Source organism: Arthrobacter sp. UYCu512, from assembly GCF_040547075.1.
Lineage (GTDB): Bacteria > Actinomycetota > Actinomycetes > Actinomycetales > Micrococcaceae > Arthrobacter.
Map to the genome: position 1 here is coordinate 1 of NZ_JBEPPA010000023.1, position 15,735 is coordinate 15,735.

Below are 15,735 nucleotides of genomic sequence, written 5' to 3' on the forward strand. Positions count from 1 at the left end.
TTGATCGGTACTCACTGACCATCGCACGATGGCTCACTACGTCGCCGGAGCAACGCGCAACTGCGGAGATCTACACCACTCCACGGGACGTAACCCTAAATTCGGCAAGACCCGGGAGGTGCTGCTGCATCCCACCGCCATCGCTGCGCTTGAAAAGTATCGCGCCGACCGCGCCCGATGGCAGCCGGCAAGTGATTGCCCGGCATTGTTCCTCTCACTGGCCGGCACCCGGCTGTTGTATTGCAATGTTCACCACGCCTTCCAACGGATGGTGGTTGAGGCGGGACTATCGGCACGGTCAGGCAAATGCCGACCACGGATCCACGACCTGCGGCACTCGTTCGCAGTCGCTTCGATGCTCGATGCCTACACGGCTGGCGGTGACGGTCAGGCACAGCTGGCTCTGATCTCGACCTATTTGGGGCACACCGATCCCGCGGCAACGTATTGGTATCTCTCCGCCGCACCCGAACTCATGGCCGCAGCCGCAGACCGCCTGGCCGCCTACGAGGAGCGGTCATGACTGCCATTAACGCCACGTTGCAGTCGTTCTTCACGGATCGCCTGACACGGCAAAAGGATGCCAGCAGCCACACCATCGCCGCTTACCGCGACACCCTGAGGCTGCTTCTTGTCTTCACTGCCGCCACCCATAAAGTCCCGGCATCGTCACTGCGGTGGGACCAGCTCGATGCCCCAGAAATCACCGCATTCCTCGACCACCTGCAGAAAGTCCGCGGTAATTGCACCCGGACCCGCAACACCCGACTCAGCGCGATCCATAGCCTCTTCCGCTACGCGGCCCTGCACCATCCCGAACATGCTGCCAGCATCGCGCGAGTGTTGGCGATCCCGCCCCAACGCATCGACCGTCACCTCGTCGACTACCTCGAGGACCGTGAATGCGAAGCACTGTTGGCAGCACCGGATCGCAGCACCTGGACCGGGCGCCGCGACTACACGTTCCTCGTTGTTGCCTTACAGACCGGACTACGAGTCTCGGAACTCATCGGCCTCACCATTAGCGATGTCCATCTGGGCGTCGGAGCGCACCTGTCCTGCCGAGGCAAAGGACGCAAAGAACGCATCACCCCGCTCACCGCGAAAACGGTTATCACCCTGCGCGACTGGGAAAGGGAACAGAGGCCCACTGGCATCACCGTGTTGTTTCCCACCCGAGTCGGCCAGCCCCTCAGTCGCGACGCTATCGAACACCGCATCACCATCCATACCCGCACCGCAACTGAGAGTTGTCCGAGCCTGGCTGACAAACACGTCTCTGCCCATGTCCTGCGGCACACGACCGCGATGCGACTTCTCCATGCAGGAGTCGACACCAGCGTCATCGCGTTATGGCTCGGCCACGAGCAGGTCGACACCACCCAGATCTACATCGTCGCGGACCTGAAAGTGAAGGAAGATGCCATCGACCGCACTCGGCCGCTGAAAAGCGCCCGGGGCAGATATCGTCCCCCCGACGACATCCTCGCCTGGCTCGGCACGCTCTGATTATGCCGACATCAATTCCACGCAACCCGCACGGAATAAGGGCACCACCGGCGACATCGGCATAATCCGGACATCGGCATAATGGGTGTTATGCCGACGTCGGCATAACACCCACTACGCGGCGAACCTCATGGCGGCTACCCCGAAAGCGTCCTGGCCGTGGGTGAAAACCGTGCTCCACTCGGTCTACGACCAGCCCGACGCCGCCGGCGTCCACGCCCAGTTCGACCGGGTCCTGGATGCCCTGGCTGAAAAGCTGCCCCGCGTCGCGGACCACCTCGAAGCCGCCCGCGAGGACATCCTCGCGTTCACGCCCTTTCCGAAAGGCCTCTGGCGTCAGATCTGGTCCAACAACCCGCAGGAACGCCTCAACCGGGAAATCCGGCGCCGCACCGACGTCGTCGGGATCTTCCCCGACCGCACCGCCCTGATCCGGCTCGTCGGCGCCGTGCTGGCCGAACAACACGATGAATGGATCGAAGCCCGCCGCTACCTCAGCCTCGAGCTCATCCAACAATCACAAACCGTCGGGACCACGCCCGCGGCCAGCACCGAACAGGAGGACACCAACCCCGAACTGGCGCTCAGCGCCTAACCACCCCAAGAATCACGCAACAACCCCGCTACACCACGCAAATGGACTTGACCCGCTAGGGACGAGGTTGGTCCGGGCTTTCATACCGAGGCCGGTCCAACGATGACTTGAGACCGAAGTATTTGCCAACGACCTCACAACCAATCGCGCCTAGTGGTGCGCAGTACTGTGTGGGAATGGAGCCCAATCACAAACCCTCAGTCATCAGCCGGCTACTGCAGGAGGTGTCGTGGGAGGGCCGGAACGTGAACCGGTACCGAGACGGCGGTCGGGGCATGGAAAGCCCCCTGACGGCAGAGGTTTTTCAGGGTCTAACCAACCTCCCGCGGAACCTGTTCCTCGGGGAAATCCTGCGGTGCGCCCACGGCACGGAGCAAACCCGACTTGCCGCAGCCAATGAGGTTGAAGACTCCGACCTGGACGTGCTGCCCGGCAGTCTCCTATTGCCTGCCCTTGACATAGACGTACAGCCGGACGTCTGGGTGACCGGCCCATCGGTCCAACTGTTGGTTGAGGCAAAAGGCTTCAAGAAAGGCGCCTCGTTCAACGTCGAACAACATCCTCGGGAGCTGCTGTGCCTGCAGGCGCACAGCGGCGGCCGCGCCCCCTGCTCCTGCTGATCCTAACGACTCCCCCGCCCATCAGGCTCGCCAAGAGTGGCCGCCACGAAGTCGACGCCGGTGTTGCCTTAGGTCTGGAGGCCCTGTGCGCCCGCGCCGGAATGACCGCTGAAGACTACGAGGACTTGCTTGCCTCGATTCCGCTCTCCGTCGCATGGACAACCTGGTCTGAGATCCACACCATTCGTCATGCGACAGAAAAACACTTTGTCCGTTCTTCCCTCAAGCATCGCCGCATCCCTCCATCGGATCGCTGACGGCGTGGCCCAGGCCATCAAGTGGCACTCCGGTGACCTCGTTTTCGACCCTGTCGAGTTCGTTAAGCAGCCCTAGAGCTGGCCCTTGCAGCATGAAGACCGAAGTCTGTCACTGCCGGAGTCTGTGAGTCATTCCGGCAGGCCGATAGCGGACACCACTTCACTGAAGGTTACTTAAACTGACGCCAATTTCTAGGCTCGCGGTCGACGGGCTCCACGCGAATCACCAGCCCAGCAGGTCTGGAGCGTTACTGGGTGACGGATGTTCAGATGATGAGGTATGTAAATGCGCTCCAGGCAACCCGCTTTGTAGCGCAGCTTGGTTTGTGGCGGGCGGCGAAGGTAGCTCTTCGCTTGGGTGAAGCTTTCTTGAAGTATGCGGGACCCTCACAGGCCATACAAGCAAGGAAGCTGCCATTGAGTTCTTACATTTCGTCAGACTGTCAGCTGAATTCATCTATCTCCCATTCCCGACGGTCCAGCTTGGTGATGACAATTCTCATCGTGCTAGTCCTCCGTGACTGAGGTCCACCCTGGAATCCTCGCTGCTCTTTGTCCTATAGCGGAGTGCTGCACCGGCGGCGTTTCGGCACTCATCTATCCCGCTCACGAACCATGTGAGATTCAGGTACTGGGAATGAATATTGGCTTCTGTGGGCTCCACCTGTGGTGCGGGTGAGCGCCATCGTCCGGGAACGCGCGCTGGACTTCGCTAAGCTTGGCTGGGTATCCCACAGGTCGCGTTCGGCGGCTTCACCGGACAGCCGAGGAATTCGAAGTTGTAGGGGTCTTTGGCGACCTGCTGGGCCACTTCAGAATGTGGCGCAACAAGCTGTTGCGCAAAGTTAGAAGCTGCGGCACCAGTGCGCATTTCCGCTCTTCTCTCGAAAGGACGTAGATACAACTGCCGCCGGGCAGGTGGTGAACCCGGAAGACCCGCCTCGGCGCAGAATTCCTTTGTCAACTTGCGAACGCCATTAGCATCGCGAATCCTGTCTTGAAGGCCTAGTGGGTGTCCACGGCCTCGATTTCGGACTTGTCCTCGCCCCAGAGGGTGTGGAACGTACCATCGGAGTCGACACGGCCGTAAGTGTGTGCGCCGAACAGGTCACGCTGGCCCTGGATCACGGCAGCCGGGAGGCGTTTGCGCCGGAGGCCGTCGTAGTAGGCCAGCGAGGAGGAGAACACCGGAACCGGGATGCCGAGCTGGACCGCGGTGGCGACGACCCGGCGCCAGGCCGGGAGGACGTCGGCGATCGCCTTGGTGAAGGCCGGGGCGAACAGCAGGTTCGCCGGCTTCTCCGCCGCGGCGTAGGCCTTGGTGATCTCCTTGAGCAGTTCGGCACGGATAATGCACCCGCCGCGCCAGAGCGAGGCGATCTCGTCCAGCTTCAGGTCCCAGCCGTATTCCGCGGCAGCGGAGGTGAGCATGTCCAGCCCCTGGGCGTAGGAGACCAGCTTGGAGGCGTACAGCGCCTGGCGGACATCCTCGACAAAGCTCTCGGGGACCTCGACGTCGGCTTCGCCGCCGGCCAGCAGCTCCTGGGCCAGCTTCCGCTGTTCCGTCTGTGAGGACAGTGCCCGGGCGAAGACCGATTCGGCGATGCCCGAGACCGGGGAGCCCAGCTCGAGGGCGGAGATGACGGTCCAGCGGCCGGTGCCCTTCTGGCCCGCGGCGTCCACGACGACGTCGACGAACGGCTTGCCGGTCTTAGCGTCCACGTGGCCAAGGACCTCGGCGGAGATCTCGATCAGGAAGGAGGCGAGGTCGCCCTTGTTCCACTCTGCGAAGATCTTGGCCTGCTCGGCCGGTTCGATGCCGGCGCCGGAGCGCAGCAGGTCAAAGGCCTCGCCGATCACCTGCATGTCGGCGTATTCGATGCCGTTGTGGACCATCTTGACGAAGTGGCCGGCGCCGTCGGTGCCGATCCAGGCGCAGCACGGCTTGCCGTCGACGTGCGCGGCGATCTTTTCCAGCAGCGGGCCGAGGGCGTCATAGGACTCCTTGGAACCACCAGGCATGATCGAGGGGCCGTTGAGGGCCCCCTCTTCACCGCCGGAGACACCGATGCCAACGAAGTGCAGGTCCTTCTTGGCAAGCGCGGCTTCGCGGCGGCGGGTGTCCTCATAGTGGGAGTTGCCGGCATCGATGATGATGTCGCCGGCTTCCAGCAGCGGTTCGAGCTGTTCGATCACGGAGTCGACCGGCTTGCCGGCCTTGACCATGATCAGCACGCGGCGCGGCTTCTCCAGCGAGTCGACGAGCTCCTGCAGGGTCTCCGTGCGGATGAAGTCGCCGTCCGTGCCGTGTTTCTCCAGCAGGGCGTCGGTCTTCTCGACGGACCGGTTGTGCAGGGCAACGGTGAAGCCGTTCCGGGCCAGGTTGCGGGCGAGGTTGGCCCCCATCACCGCAAGGCCGGTGACACCGATGTGTGCTGACATTAAAACTCCCAAATTAGTTGGTCCCGCAATGGAGGAATGTAGCCCTTCAATCCAGGGCGCCTTCGCCAAAGACTTAAGACTGATAAATCGTTGCCGCCAGGGTGAAATTACCCCAGAGGCGTTATTTGACCCTGGCCGAGGCCGAGGGCCTCCCTAAGGCTTCACTTTTCACTGGCCTATTCCTCGTCAAGAAAACGTAGCGGCGGCAGACTTGCTGTGTGTTGACGGGGTGATGCCGCCCACCAAGCGGCACAGCCTGCCCGCCACGTGTCCACATCCTCGCGTGGACCGCCCATTATGACGACGCCATCTTCAACGTTCGCGCGCGATCCGCCGGAGGTGTACACACCATCCTTCTCGGTAATGTCGGGGTACGGCTGATGCAGCTGGCCCAGGTCTGAGAACAGATACATGGGACGCTCGTCGGTCACGGCGGCCAGGGCGTTCTCCGCCGTGTCTACCCCGGTGAGCACCAGTGCAGTGGCCATACCGGCGCGGTTCCCGCCGAGGATATCTGTGTCAAGTCGGTCACCGACCACCAGCGCCGCGTGGACGCCAAGGTGATTCGCCGCCGTCATGAATAGTTGCGCCTCGGGCTTGCCTGCAACTATTGGGGCTTTGCCGGTGGCGGCACTCACTGCGGCAACGAGAGTGCCGTTCCCGGGTGCGATTCCGCGAGCCTGAGGAAAGGACATGTCCGTGTTCGTGGCTACCCAGACGGCGCCCCCCGCCACCGCAAACGCGGCTTCTGCCAGGTCTTTCCAGCCGAGCGTGGGCTCGAAACCCTGTATCACCGCATCCGGAATGGGGTCGGCAGTGGTCACGGGGACCAAGCCCTGTTCCGCGACATGCCGGGCAAGAACAGCGCTGCCGGTGATGAGTACCGTGGCTCCTGGAGGCACCTGCTCGGCCAGCAGTTCCGCACCTGCGAGTGCGGAACCAAAAACCTGCTCAGCTGTTGCCGGCGCTCCCAGTGCCCGGAGGTGGGCAGCTACCTCGGCTGAGGACCGGGACGCGTTGTTGGTTACGTAGGCCAGTGCGACGCCAATGTCTTCGAGCTTTTCTAGCGCTTCGGTGGCTCCGGGGATTGCCGACGCACCTGCGTAGACCACGCCGTCGAGATCGGAGAGCACAGCACCATAACGTTGGGCCAGTGCTGACTTGAGCGGCTCACTTTCACCGGTTTCTGGGGTGGCATCTGGGCCGTCTGACGAGCTGAAGCTCGGGACAGTATCTCTTGCGACACTCCGGTTCAGCGCAGCGTTCTCGCCGTCACCGAGGGATAAGTCCAGCCTCCCTTCGGAGAGCTCACTCGGTTGGGAGGTCATACTCATTTGAATTTACCCTTCTGCTGCTACTCGCCGACACCGTCTCCGGCTGGCGGTGTCGGCAGCTACTCGACCGAGCAGCGCCCTTACTACTGTGAAGTTAGAGCCCGGGTGGCGGTCCCGGAGTTAGTTCCTTCTCCACCGCTGACGTTAAGCAGGTCGCGGAGTGGAACAGGACTGCACCAATTGAGGGCTAGGTGTTGGTCGCTGGCCCTCGGCGCCTGCCTATCGGAGGCGAGTATCCCCCCTGTGATCTGGTTGGTCAGAGTTGTTACGAAGTCTTTTACCCGTACGGCGGGTTTTGCAGGCTGATGTCGTGTTGTTCGTTGTTCTTAGCAAAGCCCGCTCATGATCCTCTGTCGGGCCCGGGGTGCGCCCCCGGGCCCGGAGCGGCAGGGTTCTGTGTCAGGGCACAAAAATTACAAAGAACTTTCTAATCCGTTCTTGGATTTCCCAAGTCCCTCGCCACCCGATGGGAAAGACGGCTGCAGTTCCGGCCTCCACAGTGACCGGTTTACCGCCATCCTCAGTGATGACCATTCGGCCTTCAAGGACGTGGATCACCTCACCGCGCTCCAAAAACTCCCACCGAGAAAGGCCTGGTTCAGCTTCCCAGACTCCAGAGAGAATGCGAGAGTCATCGCTTGTAAAGGGAATAGTGATTCGCGTCGGGATGTCGTCGCTTAGTACATCGGCGAGGGGCGGGCCGAGTAGGGACTCGTCTAGCTCCCCTTCGAAAAGCTCGCTGGGTTGGAAGGTTATGCTCATCTGGATTTGCCTTTCTGCTGCTACTCGCCGTATAGCATCCGGCGGGGTGGTAGAAATGACCGCCGCTCGATTGAGCAGCGGTAGTCAATGGTCAAGGGAATACTGCGCCCGCCCGTCCCTCTGGTCTTATCCCATCGTTTCGAGGTCGAGTTTGGTCGATTCAGCGATCAACGGCCGCTGACCCGGCCCTCGCCCGGCAGACACGTGAAAAAGGCAGGCTGCTGTACGGGCGCAAATGGGACTACCAGCCATTGCCCGCCATAAAATTCCACGTACGAATCCGAGGGGCACCCTGCATAGGCTTCTTCTCGTGTCATGTCGTTCTGTCTTTCTCGCTAGGTCATGAATTGCTGGAAAGGGAACTACTTCTCCTCTCCCGCCGGAGGTGGGCTTGGCATCTATCCTCCTGTCATTTGCAGGCAGGGGAAACGCTAATTTGGAATGGTTTAAACCACCCCTTTGGATAGGTAGCCTCGTAAATCGACGTACGACGGCTGGGGCAGGTCAGCCTTTCCCCGCAGAGGGGCTCCCACGATGAACAGCGAACGCGGGGTGGCGTGCGGGGGTGGTTCAACCAGATACCAAATGAGGAATCTGATGGTCTGGCGGTTCGGTGCCGATCAGGTCGGACAGCCACGGGCCTAACTTGGATGAACAAGGTGTGATTGAGTGGAGCATGGCTGCACCCATAGAGGACTACGCATTGCTAGCGGATCTTCAAACCGGGCCTCTCATATCCCGGGATGGCAGCGTGGACTGGCTCTGTTTCCCGCGCTTCGACTCGCCCTCCGTGTTTAGCAGCATCTTAGGCACCGATGACCACGGCCGCTGGCTTTTGGCGCCCAGCGAGCCAGACGCTGTCGTCGTCGATCGACATTACATAGACTCAACATTCGTCCTCCAGACCATCTGGAAGACTGGTGGCGGAAACGCCCTAGTTACCGATTTCATGCCGCTGGGGGATAACGGTTCGTCCCTTGTCCGCCGTGTTACCGGGCTGGAAGGCAGCGTTGAAATGCGCCAGGAACTCCGGATCCGGCCAGGATATTCAACGGTCTTACCTTGGACGAGTCGTGTACGCGACAATGCGCAGACGGAGGCACCGGTCCTGTTGGCCATGGCCGGTCCGGATGCTCTCGCACTGAGAGGACCTCATCTCCCACAAGCACATCAGCACGGGCACGAGGGAAAGTTCCTCATTTCGAAGGGCGAGCAGGTTGATTTCGAGTTAAAGTGGTTCCCCTCTCACCGCCTCCTGCCAGCAGCGACTAACGTTGATGTCGCTCTTGAAGAAGCCACTGAGTATTGGAGCCGCTGGGGAAGCCACTGCCGGCAAGATGGCGTCTATGGGGGTGCGGTTAAACGTTCGTTGTTGGTACTCCGGGCACTTACGCATTGTGAAACGGGGGGGATTGTTGCAGCGCCCACGACGTCCCTCCCCGAGGATTTCGGTGGATCACGGAACTGGGACTACCGATACTGCTGGTTGCGGGATGCGGCCCTGACACTGGAATCGATGCTGACCCACGGCTATGAAACAGAGGCGCTTCAATGGCGCAACTGGCTCCTTCGGGCACTCGCCGGCGATCCCGAGCAGATGCAGATCATGTACGGCGTTGGGGGAGAACGCGATCTCCCTGAACGGGAGCTCCCTCACCTCCCCGGCTATGGGAACTCTAAGCCTGTGCGCGTTGGAAATGCGGCAGTATCGCAGTTCCAGGCTGATGTTGTCGGCGAAGTGATGGTGGCATTGGAAAGACTGCGTATGGCCGGAGGTAAAGAAGACCACTTCTCTTGGGCCCTTCAGCGGGCACTTTTGGGGTTCGTCGAAAATCACTTCGACGACAAGGACTTCGGCCTCTGGGAGATGCGCGGCGACGCGCAGTACTTCACCCACTCCCGAGTAATGATGTGGGCCGCCTTCAACAGCGGGATCCGGGCGGTACGGATTCACGGTTTACCAGGAAATGTTGAGAAGTGGGAGCACCTCCGAGAGCGGTTGCGTGAAGAGATAATGCGCGAGGGATTCGACCAAAGGACTGACTCCTTTACGCAGACATATGGCGGAAGGCAAACAGACGCGGCGCTACTGGTCATGCCACAGGTCGGTTTTCTCCCCTACAACGACAAGCACATGCTGAGCACAGTCACACGGCTGGAAGAAGAACTCCTTACCGACGACGGCCTTCTGCTGCGCTATCGAACAGAGAGCGGCGTCGACGGCCTGGAACCGGGTGAACATCCCTTCCTCGCCTGCTCTTTCTGGCTCGTGGAGCAATATGCGCGCACAGGGAGACAAGCCGAGGCTAAGATCCTTATGGATAAACTCGTAGGGCTTGCCAACGAGCTCGGTCTGCTTAGCGAAGAGTACGCAACGAACGAAAAGCGGATGGCCGGGAACTTTCCCCAAGCATTCTCACACTTAACCCTGGTCAGGGCGGCGGACGCTATGCATGGGGTTGACCGGCTCAGTCTCGCCGTCGACGCTGTAGTTTAGTGGAATGGCATCGGAGGTGCCTCGATTTGAAGTGGCCAGCGGCGTGGTTGCCTTCTCAGGCGACCACCTCGATTTCTGAGGGCGATGACATCGAGCTCGTGATGGCAATCCAGGGTGGATGAGGATGAGGACCGAACAACTGCGCTGAATAGACACCGACTGCCTGGTCATCGGCATGGAATTAAGCTCCCGACCCATCTCCGGCGCAGGTGGAGCGCCCGGTCTTGTCGGACTCGCGCTCATGGCCCCCGGCGCGGAGCTGACTGACCACGGTTGACATGCGCCGCTACTCGCCCGCCGAAACAGGTTCCCTTTTATAGCTGCTGCTCGTGGCCAATAACGTCAGGTCCTGCCGAATACTGCCGGCTGCTTCACCGCAAGAAAATGCCGTCGTGATGGCGGAGCTGGCCTGCGAGGCGCTCGAAACGGCATGGGCCAACCTCTAAGTCATTGCAGCAGTAGAGGACACGCTCCTGCCCCATGCCGTAAAACTCCTCAGTGCCACTGAGCAGCTCATCAACCGTGGTTTAGAAGTCTCATATACCAACGACTACCGCGTAACGCCTCTGACGCTGCCTTCTCAATAGAATTGGGCAGTGACGCCGTGCTGCTGGTCACGGCCGTGACCAGCGCGCAGAACCTCGTGTTCATGGGCGAAGCCTTCAAAGCATGCAGCCATCAGCGGAAGCTGGCGAAAGCCGCCGGCGGATCCCGCTCCGCAAGCATGCACAGGCGTCGTCCGCGATGAGGCCGGGCGAGTTCCCAGAGGATGGACGGAACCAGTGCTCGGCACAACATCCGGAGAAGGCTGAGTGCACCCATGTTCGAACCAATGGCCGCACGGCACCACCTCAGAGCAAAACCCTTCGTTATAACGCTTGCCGACCAGAGCACAGGGAGGGCCGTTTTCTCAACGGGTGGGTCACCGACGGCCGGCAGGCGGGTGTAGCAGTAGCGCGTATTAGATTTCGAAGTATCGGAAGGAGTGTGACTCCAGGCCCTCGGGGTTGGGTCCGTAGATGGTGACCATGCGTGCGTAGACCGGTGCCCAGTACCGGCCGAGCTGTCCGGGGTTTACGCGTGCCGAATCGCCCGGCCTCAAGATGACAGTCTTGCCTTCGCTGGCAACGTAGAGCTCGCCTTCCAGGACGAAGTTCGTCTCGGTGTGGGGGTGGAAGTCTTCCCAGCCACAGGAGCTCAGTTCCCACTCGGAGAGTATGAAATCATCCCAGCTGCCTACTGGATCGGCGTTGATGAACCTGCAGTTCAATCGTGGCCATTCATCCTTCATCGGCGTCATGGACTTCATTGGCCAAAAGTCGATTTTTTCCCCTGTCTTGGGTGCCGGGGGCTGAGAGGTGGTGGGAGTGGGAGTGGCCATTTTTTGACCCCTTTCTTCAGCGCGTCATCTGCTATGTGGAATGCTCCTGTGAATCCGGGGAGAGCGCGTCATCGCGATCTGGGTCCCGCCGCTGTCCACTTTGACAGGGACATACGTTCAAGTCAATCGTCCGAAAAAATGGGTAAGGTCCAACATCCCTCTTGGCCGGCTTGAGGAAAAGTCTTCTTGAACGATTGACTTGCACGCTTGTTCATGTCATCTTTTTTGTACGAGCAAACGTGAGAAGCGTCACAGTACCAAGGCTCGTGCCTGCGCCTGAAAGGCCTTTAGGAAACTAGAGAATATCGACTTTGTGATGATCCCGAGCCTCTACAGGGCTACTAACTTGATCTTCAAGGCAGTTCTGCCTGCATCCAGACCACCAGGTCTTTCCCATTCAAAGGAGAAATCATGGAAACCACCCTCGTAGGAACACTCAGTAAAGCTGGATCCATCCACAAGGTGGAAGGCGGCTATATCGGGCTGCCGTCCATGAACGAACCTGGAACGGTCGCTGCGATCGGCGACTCCCTCCACAATCCGGAGGGGTCCGTCATGAGCGCCGGATTCTTCGAACTGAAGGCTTCCGAGCCCTTGGTGTACACGTACACCTACGACGAGATGAAGGTCGTCGTGCAGGGTGAATTCATCCTTACCGACCAGTCGACGGGCGAAGTCACACACGCAAAAGAGCGCGACGTGCTGTTCTTCCCCAAGGGCACAACGGTCAAGTTTGAGACCCCTGAGTACGCTCTGGGGTTCTTCACCGGCCACCGATCCTTCGCCCCGTAAGGACCCGACCATGCGTTCCGTGTCCATGTCGTCGCCCCCAGGCGTCGGCATGGAACCGGGCGTCCAACGAGCGGTACTGATGCGGCCCGCGCCGGCTAGGGCGCTTTGTTGTAGGACCTTTTCGGACCTGAGATGGCTGACTGAAGGGCCGCGGGCCGGATCCATCTCCTGTTCTGGGAGCACCACTCCGGGCGAGCTGGCAAGGAATGCGCCACCCTCCCGCATTCTCTAAGTGCTTCCCGACGTACGGGCGTGGGCTTTGCACTGGCCGAACCCGGACTGAGACACATAGCCCAATTAACAGCGCCGCATACCGGCGACCTAAAAGATTTCTTTGTAGAGGAGAACACCATGGTATTACGAGTCGGAATCATTGGTGCCGGACCCAGCGGACTGGCACAACTGCGGGCGTTTGAATCAGCACGTCAGAAGGGCGCCTCGATCCCCGAAATCACGTGCTTCGAAAAACAGGACGACTGGGGCGGACAGTGGAACAGCAGCTGGCGGATCGGGCTGGATGGGCACGGTGAGCCGGTGCACTCCAGCATGTACCGCCACCTATGGTCAAACGGGCCCAAGGAGTGCCTGGAGTTCTCGGACTACTCCTTTGACGAGCACTTCGGCCGTCCGATTTCCTCATTCCCGCCCCGCGAGGTCCTCTTCGACTACATCAAGGGCCGCGTGGAAAAGTCAGACGTCCGCAAGTACGTCAAGTTCAATACGGTTGCCCGGCACACTAGCTACAACGAGGCCAAGCAGGAATTCACGGTGACGGTTGAGGACCTCAAAACCAACCTCACAGAGACCCATGTGTTCGACAAGCTGGTGGTGGCAACCGGCCACTTCCATGTTCCGGCCATCCCCGAGTTCAAGGGCATCAAAACCTTCCCGGGCGAGGTTCTGCACGCCCATGATTTCCGCGGTGCCGAGCGCTTTTACGGCAAGAAGCTGCTCATGATCGGCAGCAGCTATTCCGCTGAGGACATCGGCATGCAATCCCACAAGATGGGCGCCGCGTCCATCACCCTCAGCTACCGCACGGCCCCAATGGATTATCACTGGCCGGAGAACACCGTGGAGCGCCCGCTGGTCACCCACTTCCAGGGCCGCACGGCCTACTTTAGTGACGGCACGCACGATGACTTTGACGCCGTCGTGCTTTGCACCGGGTACCAGCACAAGTACCCGTATCTGCCCAGCGACCTGTCGCTGAAGTCGCCGAACGTGCTATACCCCAGCAACCTCTACAAGGGCGTGGTGTGGCAGCAGAACGAAAACCTGTTCTACCTGGGTGCCCAAGACCAGTACTACACGTTCAACATGTTCGACGCGCAGGCATGGTTTGCCCGCGATGTGATGACCGGAAAGATCGACCTCCCGTCCCCCGCTGAACGCGACGCAGACATCCAGCTCTGGCTCGAGCGCCAAGCCGCTCTGTCCGATCACGACGCTGAAGCCGATTTCCAGACGGACTATCTGCGGGAACTCATCGAAGCTACAGATTACCCGCCCTTTGATCTCGACGCCGTCTGCCAGTTGTTCAAGGACTGGATGCACCACAAGCACGATGACATCCTCGGGTACCGCGATATGCTCCACCGTTCCGTGGTCACCGGTACCCTGGCGATCCAGCACCACACCCGCTGGATCAACGCGATGGATGACTCCATGGAGCGCTACCTGCGCGGCACCTCCCAGGATCTGGAGAACATGACACCTGATAATCTCACCGAGACCGTAGCCGCCGGGTAACGGAGGAGCCGTACGTGGCTGTTCGAGTACCCCTACGAGCAGGGGTTAGCAGGCGGGCTTGACCGGCCGTCCCCGATGCAGCTCGAGCACCTTCTCTAGATCCCCTCCGCTATTGCGGGCGAGGAACAGCCATTTCGCACTCGAGGCCTCCCAAGGCAGCAGGGGTCCCGGCCGTGGCAGGCCGCCGACTGGTTTTACCAGACGGCGGCCCGCCAGACCCACGAACCAGCGGGTCTTCTTACACCCCATCCCCTTGGTGGCGGCATCGATACCGACAACATCCTCATGGTCGAGGAACAGTTCGGCGTGGCCATCACAACGGCTAGGGATGGCTTCCGCGGGTTGCTGCTCGGTCAAGGCAAGGGCTTTTCTCTCACTGGAACTACGGCCATGGCCCAGTCCCGGTGCCGTTCCACGCAGCAGATTGGTCGCGCCTGAAGTCAGACGAACCTGCCGCAGTCTCCGATGACCTCTACTCCGCCGGGGACGTCCAGTTCGAAGATGTAGCACCGAGATAAGGGAAGACCGAACAAAATATGGCGCCTTATCCCCCACTACTGACGCGCGAGAGATATACGTCCGCTAGAAAACCAGCAATCCAGCCCGCCGCCGCGATCGTCTAGGTACCGGCGCGGCCTCCACCGCGATACGTGTTCATTCAAGCATGAACAAAGGTTCAGATCAGGCGTTCCAGACGGTGCTACAAACCTTTCACTCTCCAAGCAATACTCTTAGGAGGTGTCCTAGGCGGGCCAAAATCGCGAGACTGGAGAGTGAGCTATGCGGGTGTCCGCAAAAGATCGAAAAGAACAGCTGATTTCAGCAACTGTGGAACTGATGAGGCGTGAGGGTGTTCAGTCCGTGACCATGCGGGCCATTGCTAAAGAGGCTAATGCACCCTTGGCCACTGCGCATTATTGCTTCAGCGGTAAAGAAGAGCTCATGGAGGCGGCCGCTGAGGCCTGGCTGAAGAACCTAAGCAGTTTTTCCGGTGACATCCCGGTCCACGTGGGCCTCCGTAAGGCGGTGGAACAAGTAGCCCAAGGCTACTGGCGGGCGCTGGAAGAAGAGCCGGCCAGTCTCCTTGCTGAGATCGAACTCATTTTGTGGGCAACACGCAATGCCCCCGTCAGCCCGCTGGCCGCAAAGATCTATCCTGCCTATGAGGTGGAGCTTGGAAATCTCTTCTCCTCCGCGATCCAAAACAATGGTGATCAGTGCCGCATCGGCGTCCCCGACCTCGTAAGGTGTTTCCTTATGATCTACGACGGAGCGGCCCTTCAATACATGACGGACCCCACAGCGACCGACCACCGCGCCTTGTTCTTCATGACGCTCGATGCACTGCTGACCAGGGCTGGCGTCTAAAGCTCGCCCTGCCGTCAACGTGTCACGGGGAGAGACAAACGGCCCGAAATGATCTCGTTATCAGGAGCACAGTCCGGAACGCGCAGGTATGTTCGAATGCGCGGCTGCGCACCCGGATCGAAAACCGATTAGGCAGGACTTTAGGCCCCGAAATGCCCGAGGATATCTGGCAAACGATTGGCGCATCCTCAACGGTTGGTAGCCGTGAGCTCGATCGACTTCGCCAACGGGTCGACCAGGTCGCACCCACGCGGGCGACGGGATCAGCACATTCGGGGCAGCCAACGGGACGGCACAAGCCAGCTTTGCTATCTGCATCTCCGGCTCGTGCGGCGGACTGTCGGCTGACGCTCCGGGACATTCCGCAGCGGATGTCGACCAGATCACGGACAAAGATTAGGGTGCTTGGCGGTTCCGCGCCGCTCA

Annotated in this window: 13 protein-coding genes and 2 pseudogenes; 10 read left to right on the top strand and 5 right to left on the bottom strand. The window is 60.3% G+C overall.

Annotation, left to right across the window (positions count from 1 at the left end; genetic code table 11):
- Positions 1 to 28 precede the first annotated feature (28 nt).
- From ABIB49_RS17530 to ABIB49_RS17550, 5 genes and pseudogenes are all read left to right on the top strand, one after another.
- The gene (locus ABIB49_RS17530; RefSeq protein WP_354157490.1) at positions 29 to 523 is read left to right on the top strand and encodes a tyrosine-type recombinase/integrase; all 495 of its coding nucleotides are present in this window, start codon (positions 29 to 31) and stop codon (positions 521 to 523) included.
- Entirely contained in the window at positions 520 to 1,509 is a 990-nt protein-coding gene (locus ABIB49_RS17535; RefSeq protein WP_354157491.1) for a tyrosine-type recombinase/integrase, read from the top strand. Before ABIB49_RS17530 ends, ABIB49_RS17535 begins: the two co-directional genes overlap by 4 nt.
- 82 nt (positions 1,510 to 1,591) lie before the next feature.
- A pseudogene (locus tag ABIB49_RS17540) lies at positions 1,592 to 2,104 on the top strand (transposase); the annotation flags it as partial.
- Positions 2,105 to 2,379: 275 nt separating this feature from the next.
- Positions 2,380 to 2,724, top strand: coding sequence for a hypothetical protein (locus ABIB49_RS17545; RefSeq protein WP_354157492.1), 345 nt, complete (start codon positions 2,380 to 2,382; stop codon positions 2,722 to 2,724).
- A 189-nt stretch (positions 2,725 to 2,913) separates the two neighbouring features.
- The gene (locus ABIB49_RS17550; RefSeq protein WP_354157493.1) at positions 2,914 to 3,057 is read left to right on the top strand and encodes a hypothetical protein; all 144 of its coding nucleotides are present in this window, start codon (positions 2,914 to 2,916) and stop codon (positions 3,055 to 3,057) included.
- A gap of 929 nt (positions 3,058 to 3,986) precedes the next feature.
- On the opposite strand, the gene gnd is transcribed toward ABIB49_RS17550, so the two are convergent.
- The 3 genes from gnd to ABIB49_RS17565 all read right to left on the bottom strand — a co-directional run bounded on the left by gnd (position 3,987) and on the right by ABIB49_RS17565 (position 7,519).
- Entirely contained in the window at positions 3,987 to 5,423 is a 1,437-nt protein-coding gene (gene gnd / locus ABIB49_RS17555) for an NADP-dependent phosphogluconate dehydrogenase (protein WP_354157494.1), read from the bottom strand.
- A gap of 176 nt (positions 5,424 to 5,599) precedes the next feature.
- On the bottom strand, positions 5,600 to 6,757 hold the full coding sequence (locus ABIB49_RS17560; RefSeq protein WP_354157495.1) for an HAD-IIA family hydrolase: 1,158 nt from the start codon (positions 6,755 to 6,757) through the stop codon (positions 5,600 to 5,602).
- A gap of 399 nt (positions 6,758 to 7,156) precedes the next feature.
- Positions 7,157 to 7,519 (bottom strand): cupin domain-containing protein, encoded by a 363-nt coding sequence (locus tag ABIB49_RS17565; RefSeq protein WP_354157496.1) that lies wholly within the window; start codon positions 7,517 to 7,519, stop codon positions 7,157 to 7,159.
- A 676-nt stretch (positions 7,520 to 8,195) separates the two neighbouring features.
- On the opposite strand from ABIB49_RS17565, the gene ABIB49_RS17570 reads away from it, so the two are divergent.
- Positions 8,196 to 10,016 carry a glycoside hydrolase family 15 protein gene (locus ABIB49_RS17570; protein WP_354157497.1) on the top strand — a complete coding sequence of 607 codons (1,821 nt, stop codon included), beginning with the start codon at positions 8,196 to 8,198 and terminating at the stop codon, positions 10,014 to 10,016.
- Positions 10,017 to 10,191: 175 nt separating this feature from the next.
- Positions 10,192 to 10,763 (top strand): annotated as a pseudogene (locus ABIB49_RS19320) (thiazole synthase); the annotation flags it as partial.
- Positions 10,764 to 10,977: 214 nt separating this feature from the next.
- Here the strand turns inward: ABIB49_RS19320 and ABIB49_RS17580 are convergent.
- A complete protein-coding gene (locus tag ABIB49_RS17580) occupies positions 10,978 to 11,397 on the bottom strand; it encodes a cupin domain-containing protein (RefSeq protein WP_354157499.1) in 420 nt (139 codons plus the stop codon).
- A 411-nt stretch (positions 11,398 to 11,808) separates the two neighbouring features.
- Here ABIB49_RS17580 and ABIB49_RS17585 point away from each other — a divergent pair, with 411 nt between their 5' ends.
- Together ABIB49_RS17585 and ABIB49_RS17590 are read left to right on the top strand one after the other, a co-directional pair.
- Positions 11,809 to 12,189, top strand: a complete 381-nt coding sequence (locus tag ABIB49_RS17585) for a cupin domain-containing protein (RefSeq protein ID WP_197515771.1) — start codon at positions 11,809 to 11,811, stop codon at positions 12,187 to 12,189.
- 351 nt (positions 12,190 to 12,540) lie between these two features.
- On the top strand, positions 12,541 to 13,941 hold the full coding sequence (locus tag ABIB49_RS17590) for a trimethylamine monooxygenase (RefSeq protein WP_354157500.1): 1,401 nt from the start codon (positions 12,541 to 12,543) through the stop codon (positions 13,939 to 13,941).
- Between the two features lie 45 nt (positions 13,942 to 13,986).
- Here ABIB49_RS17590 and ABIB49_RS17595 read toward each other — a convergent pair whose 3' ends face one another.
- Positions 13,987 to 14,298, bottom strand: a complete 312-nt coding sequence (locus ABIB49_RS17595; protein WP_354157501.1) for a hypothetical protein — start codon at positions 14,296 to 14,298, stop codon at positions 13,987 to 13,989.
- A 423-nt stretch (positions 14,299 to 14,721) separates the two neighbouring features.
- Between ABIB49_RS17595 and ABIB49_RS17600 the strand changes: the two genes are divergently transcribed.
- Positions 14,722 to 15,309: a TetR/AcrR family transcriptional regulator gene (locus ABIB49_RS17600; RefSeq protein ID WP_354157502.1), complete on the top strand. Its 588-nt coding sequence runs from the start codon at positions 14,722 to 14,724 to the stop codon at positions 15,307 to 15,309.
- The last annotated feature ends 426 nt before the right edge of the window (positions 15,310 to 15,735 follow it).

What these genes read in the sequence shown, in the direction of transcription:
- ABIB49_RS17530 (WP_354157490.1), top strand. Translation starts at nt 29, where the DNA reads ATGGCTCACTACGTCGCCGGAGCAACGCGCAACTGCGGAGATCTACAC.
- ABIB49_RS17535 (WP_354157491.1), top strand. Translation starts at nt 520, where the DNA reads ATGACTGCCATTAACGCCACGTTGCAGTCGTTCTTCACGGATCGCCTG.
- ABIB49_RS17545 (WP_354157492.1), top strand. Translation starts at nt 2,380, where the DNA reads ATGGAAAGCCCCCTGACGGCAGAGGTTTTTCAGGGTCTAACCAACCTC.
- ABIB49_RS17550 (WP_354157493.1), top strand. Translation starts at nt 2,914, where the DNA reads ATGCGACAGAAAAACACTTTGTCCGTTCTTCCCTCAAGCATCGCCGCA.
- gnd (WP_354157494.1), bottom strand. Translation starts at nt 5,423, where the DNA reads ATGTCAGCACACATCGGTGTCACCGGCCTTGCGGTGATGGGGGCCAAC.
- ABIB49_RS17560 (WP_354157495.1), bottom strand. Translation starts at nt 6,757, where the DNA reads ATGAGTATGACCTCCCAACCGAGTGAGCTCTCCGAAGGGAGGCTGGAC.
- ABIB49_RS17565 (WP_354157496.1), bottom strand. Translation starts at nt 7,519, where the DNA reads ATGAGCATAACCTTCCAACCCAGCGAGCTTTTCGAAGGGGAGCTAGAC.
- ABIB49_RS17570 (WP_354157497.1), top strand. Translation starts at nt 8,196, where the DNA reads ATGGCTGCACCCATAGAGGACTACGCATTGCTAGCGGATCTTCAAACC.
- ABIB49_RS17580 (WP_354157499.1), bottom strand. Translation starts at nt 11,397, where the DNA reads ATGGCCACTCCCACTCCCACCACCTCTCAGCCCCCGGCACCCAAGACA.
- ABIB49_RS17585 (WP_197515771.1), top strand. Translation starts at nt 11,809, where the DNA reads ATGGAAACCACCCTCGTAGGAACACTCAGTAAAGCTGGATCCATCCAC.
- ABIB49_RS17590 (WP_354157500.1), top strand. Translation starts at nt 12,541, where the DNA reads ATGGTATTACGAGTCGGAATCATTGGTGCCGGACCCAGCGGACTGGCA.
- ABIB49_RS17600 (WP_354157502.1), top strand. Translation starts at nt 14,722, where the DNA reads ATGCGGGTGTCCGCAAAAGATCGAAAAGAACAGCTGATTTCAGCAACT.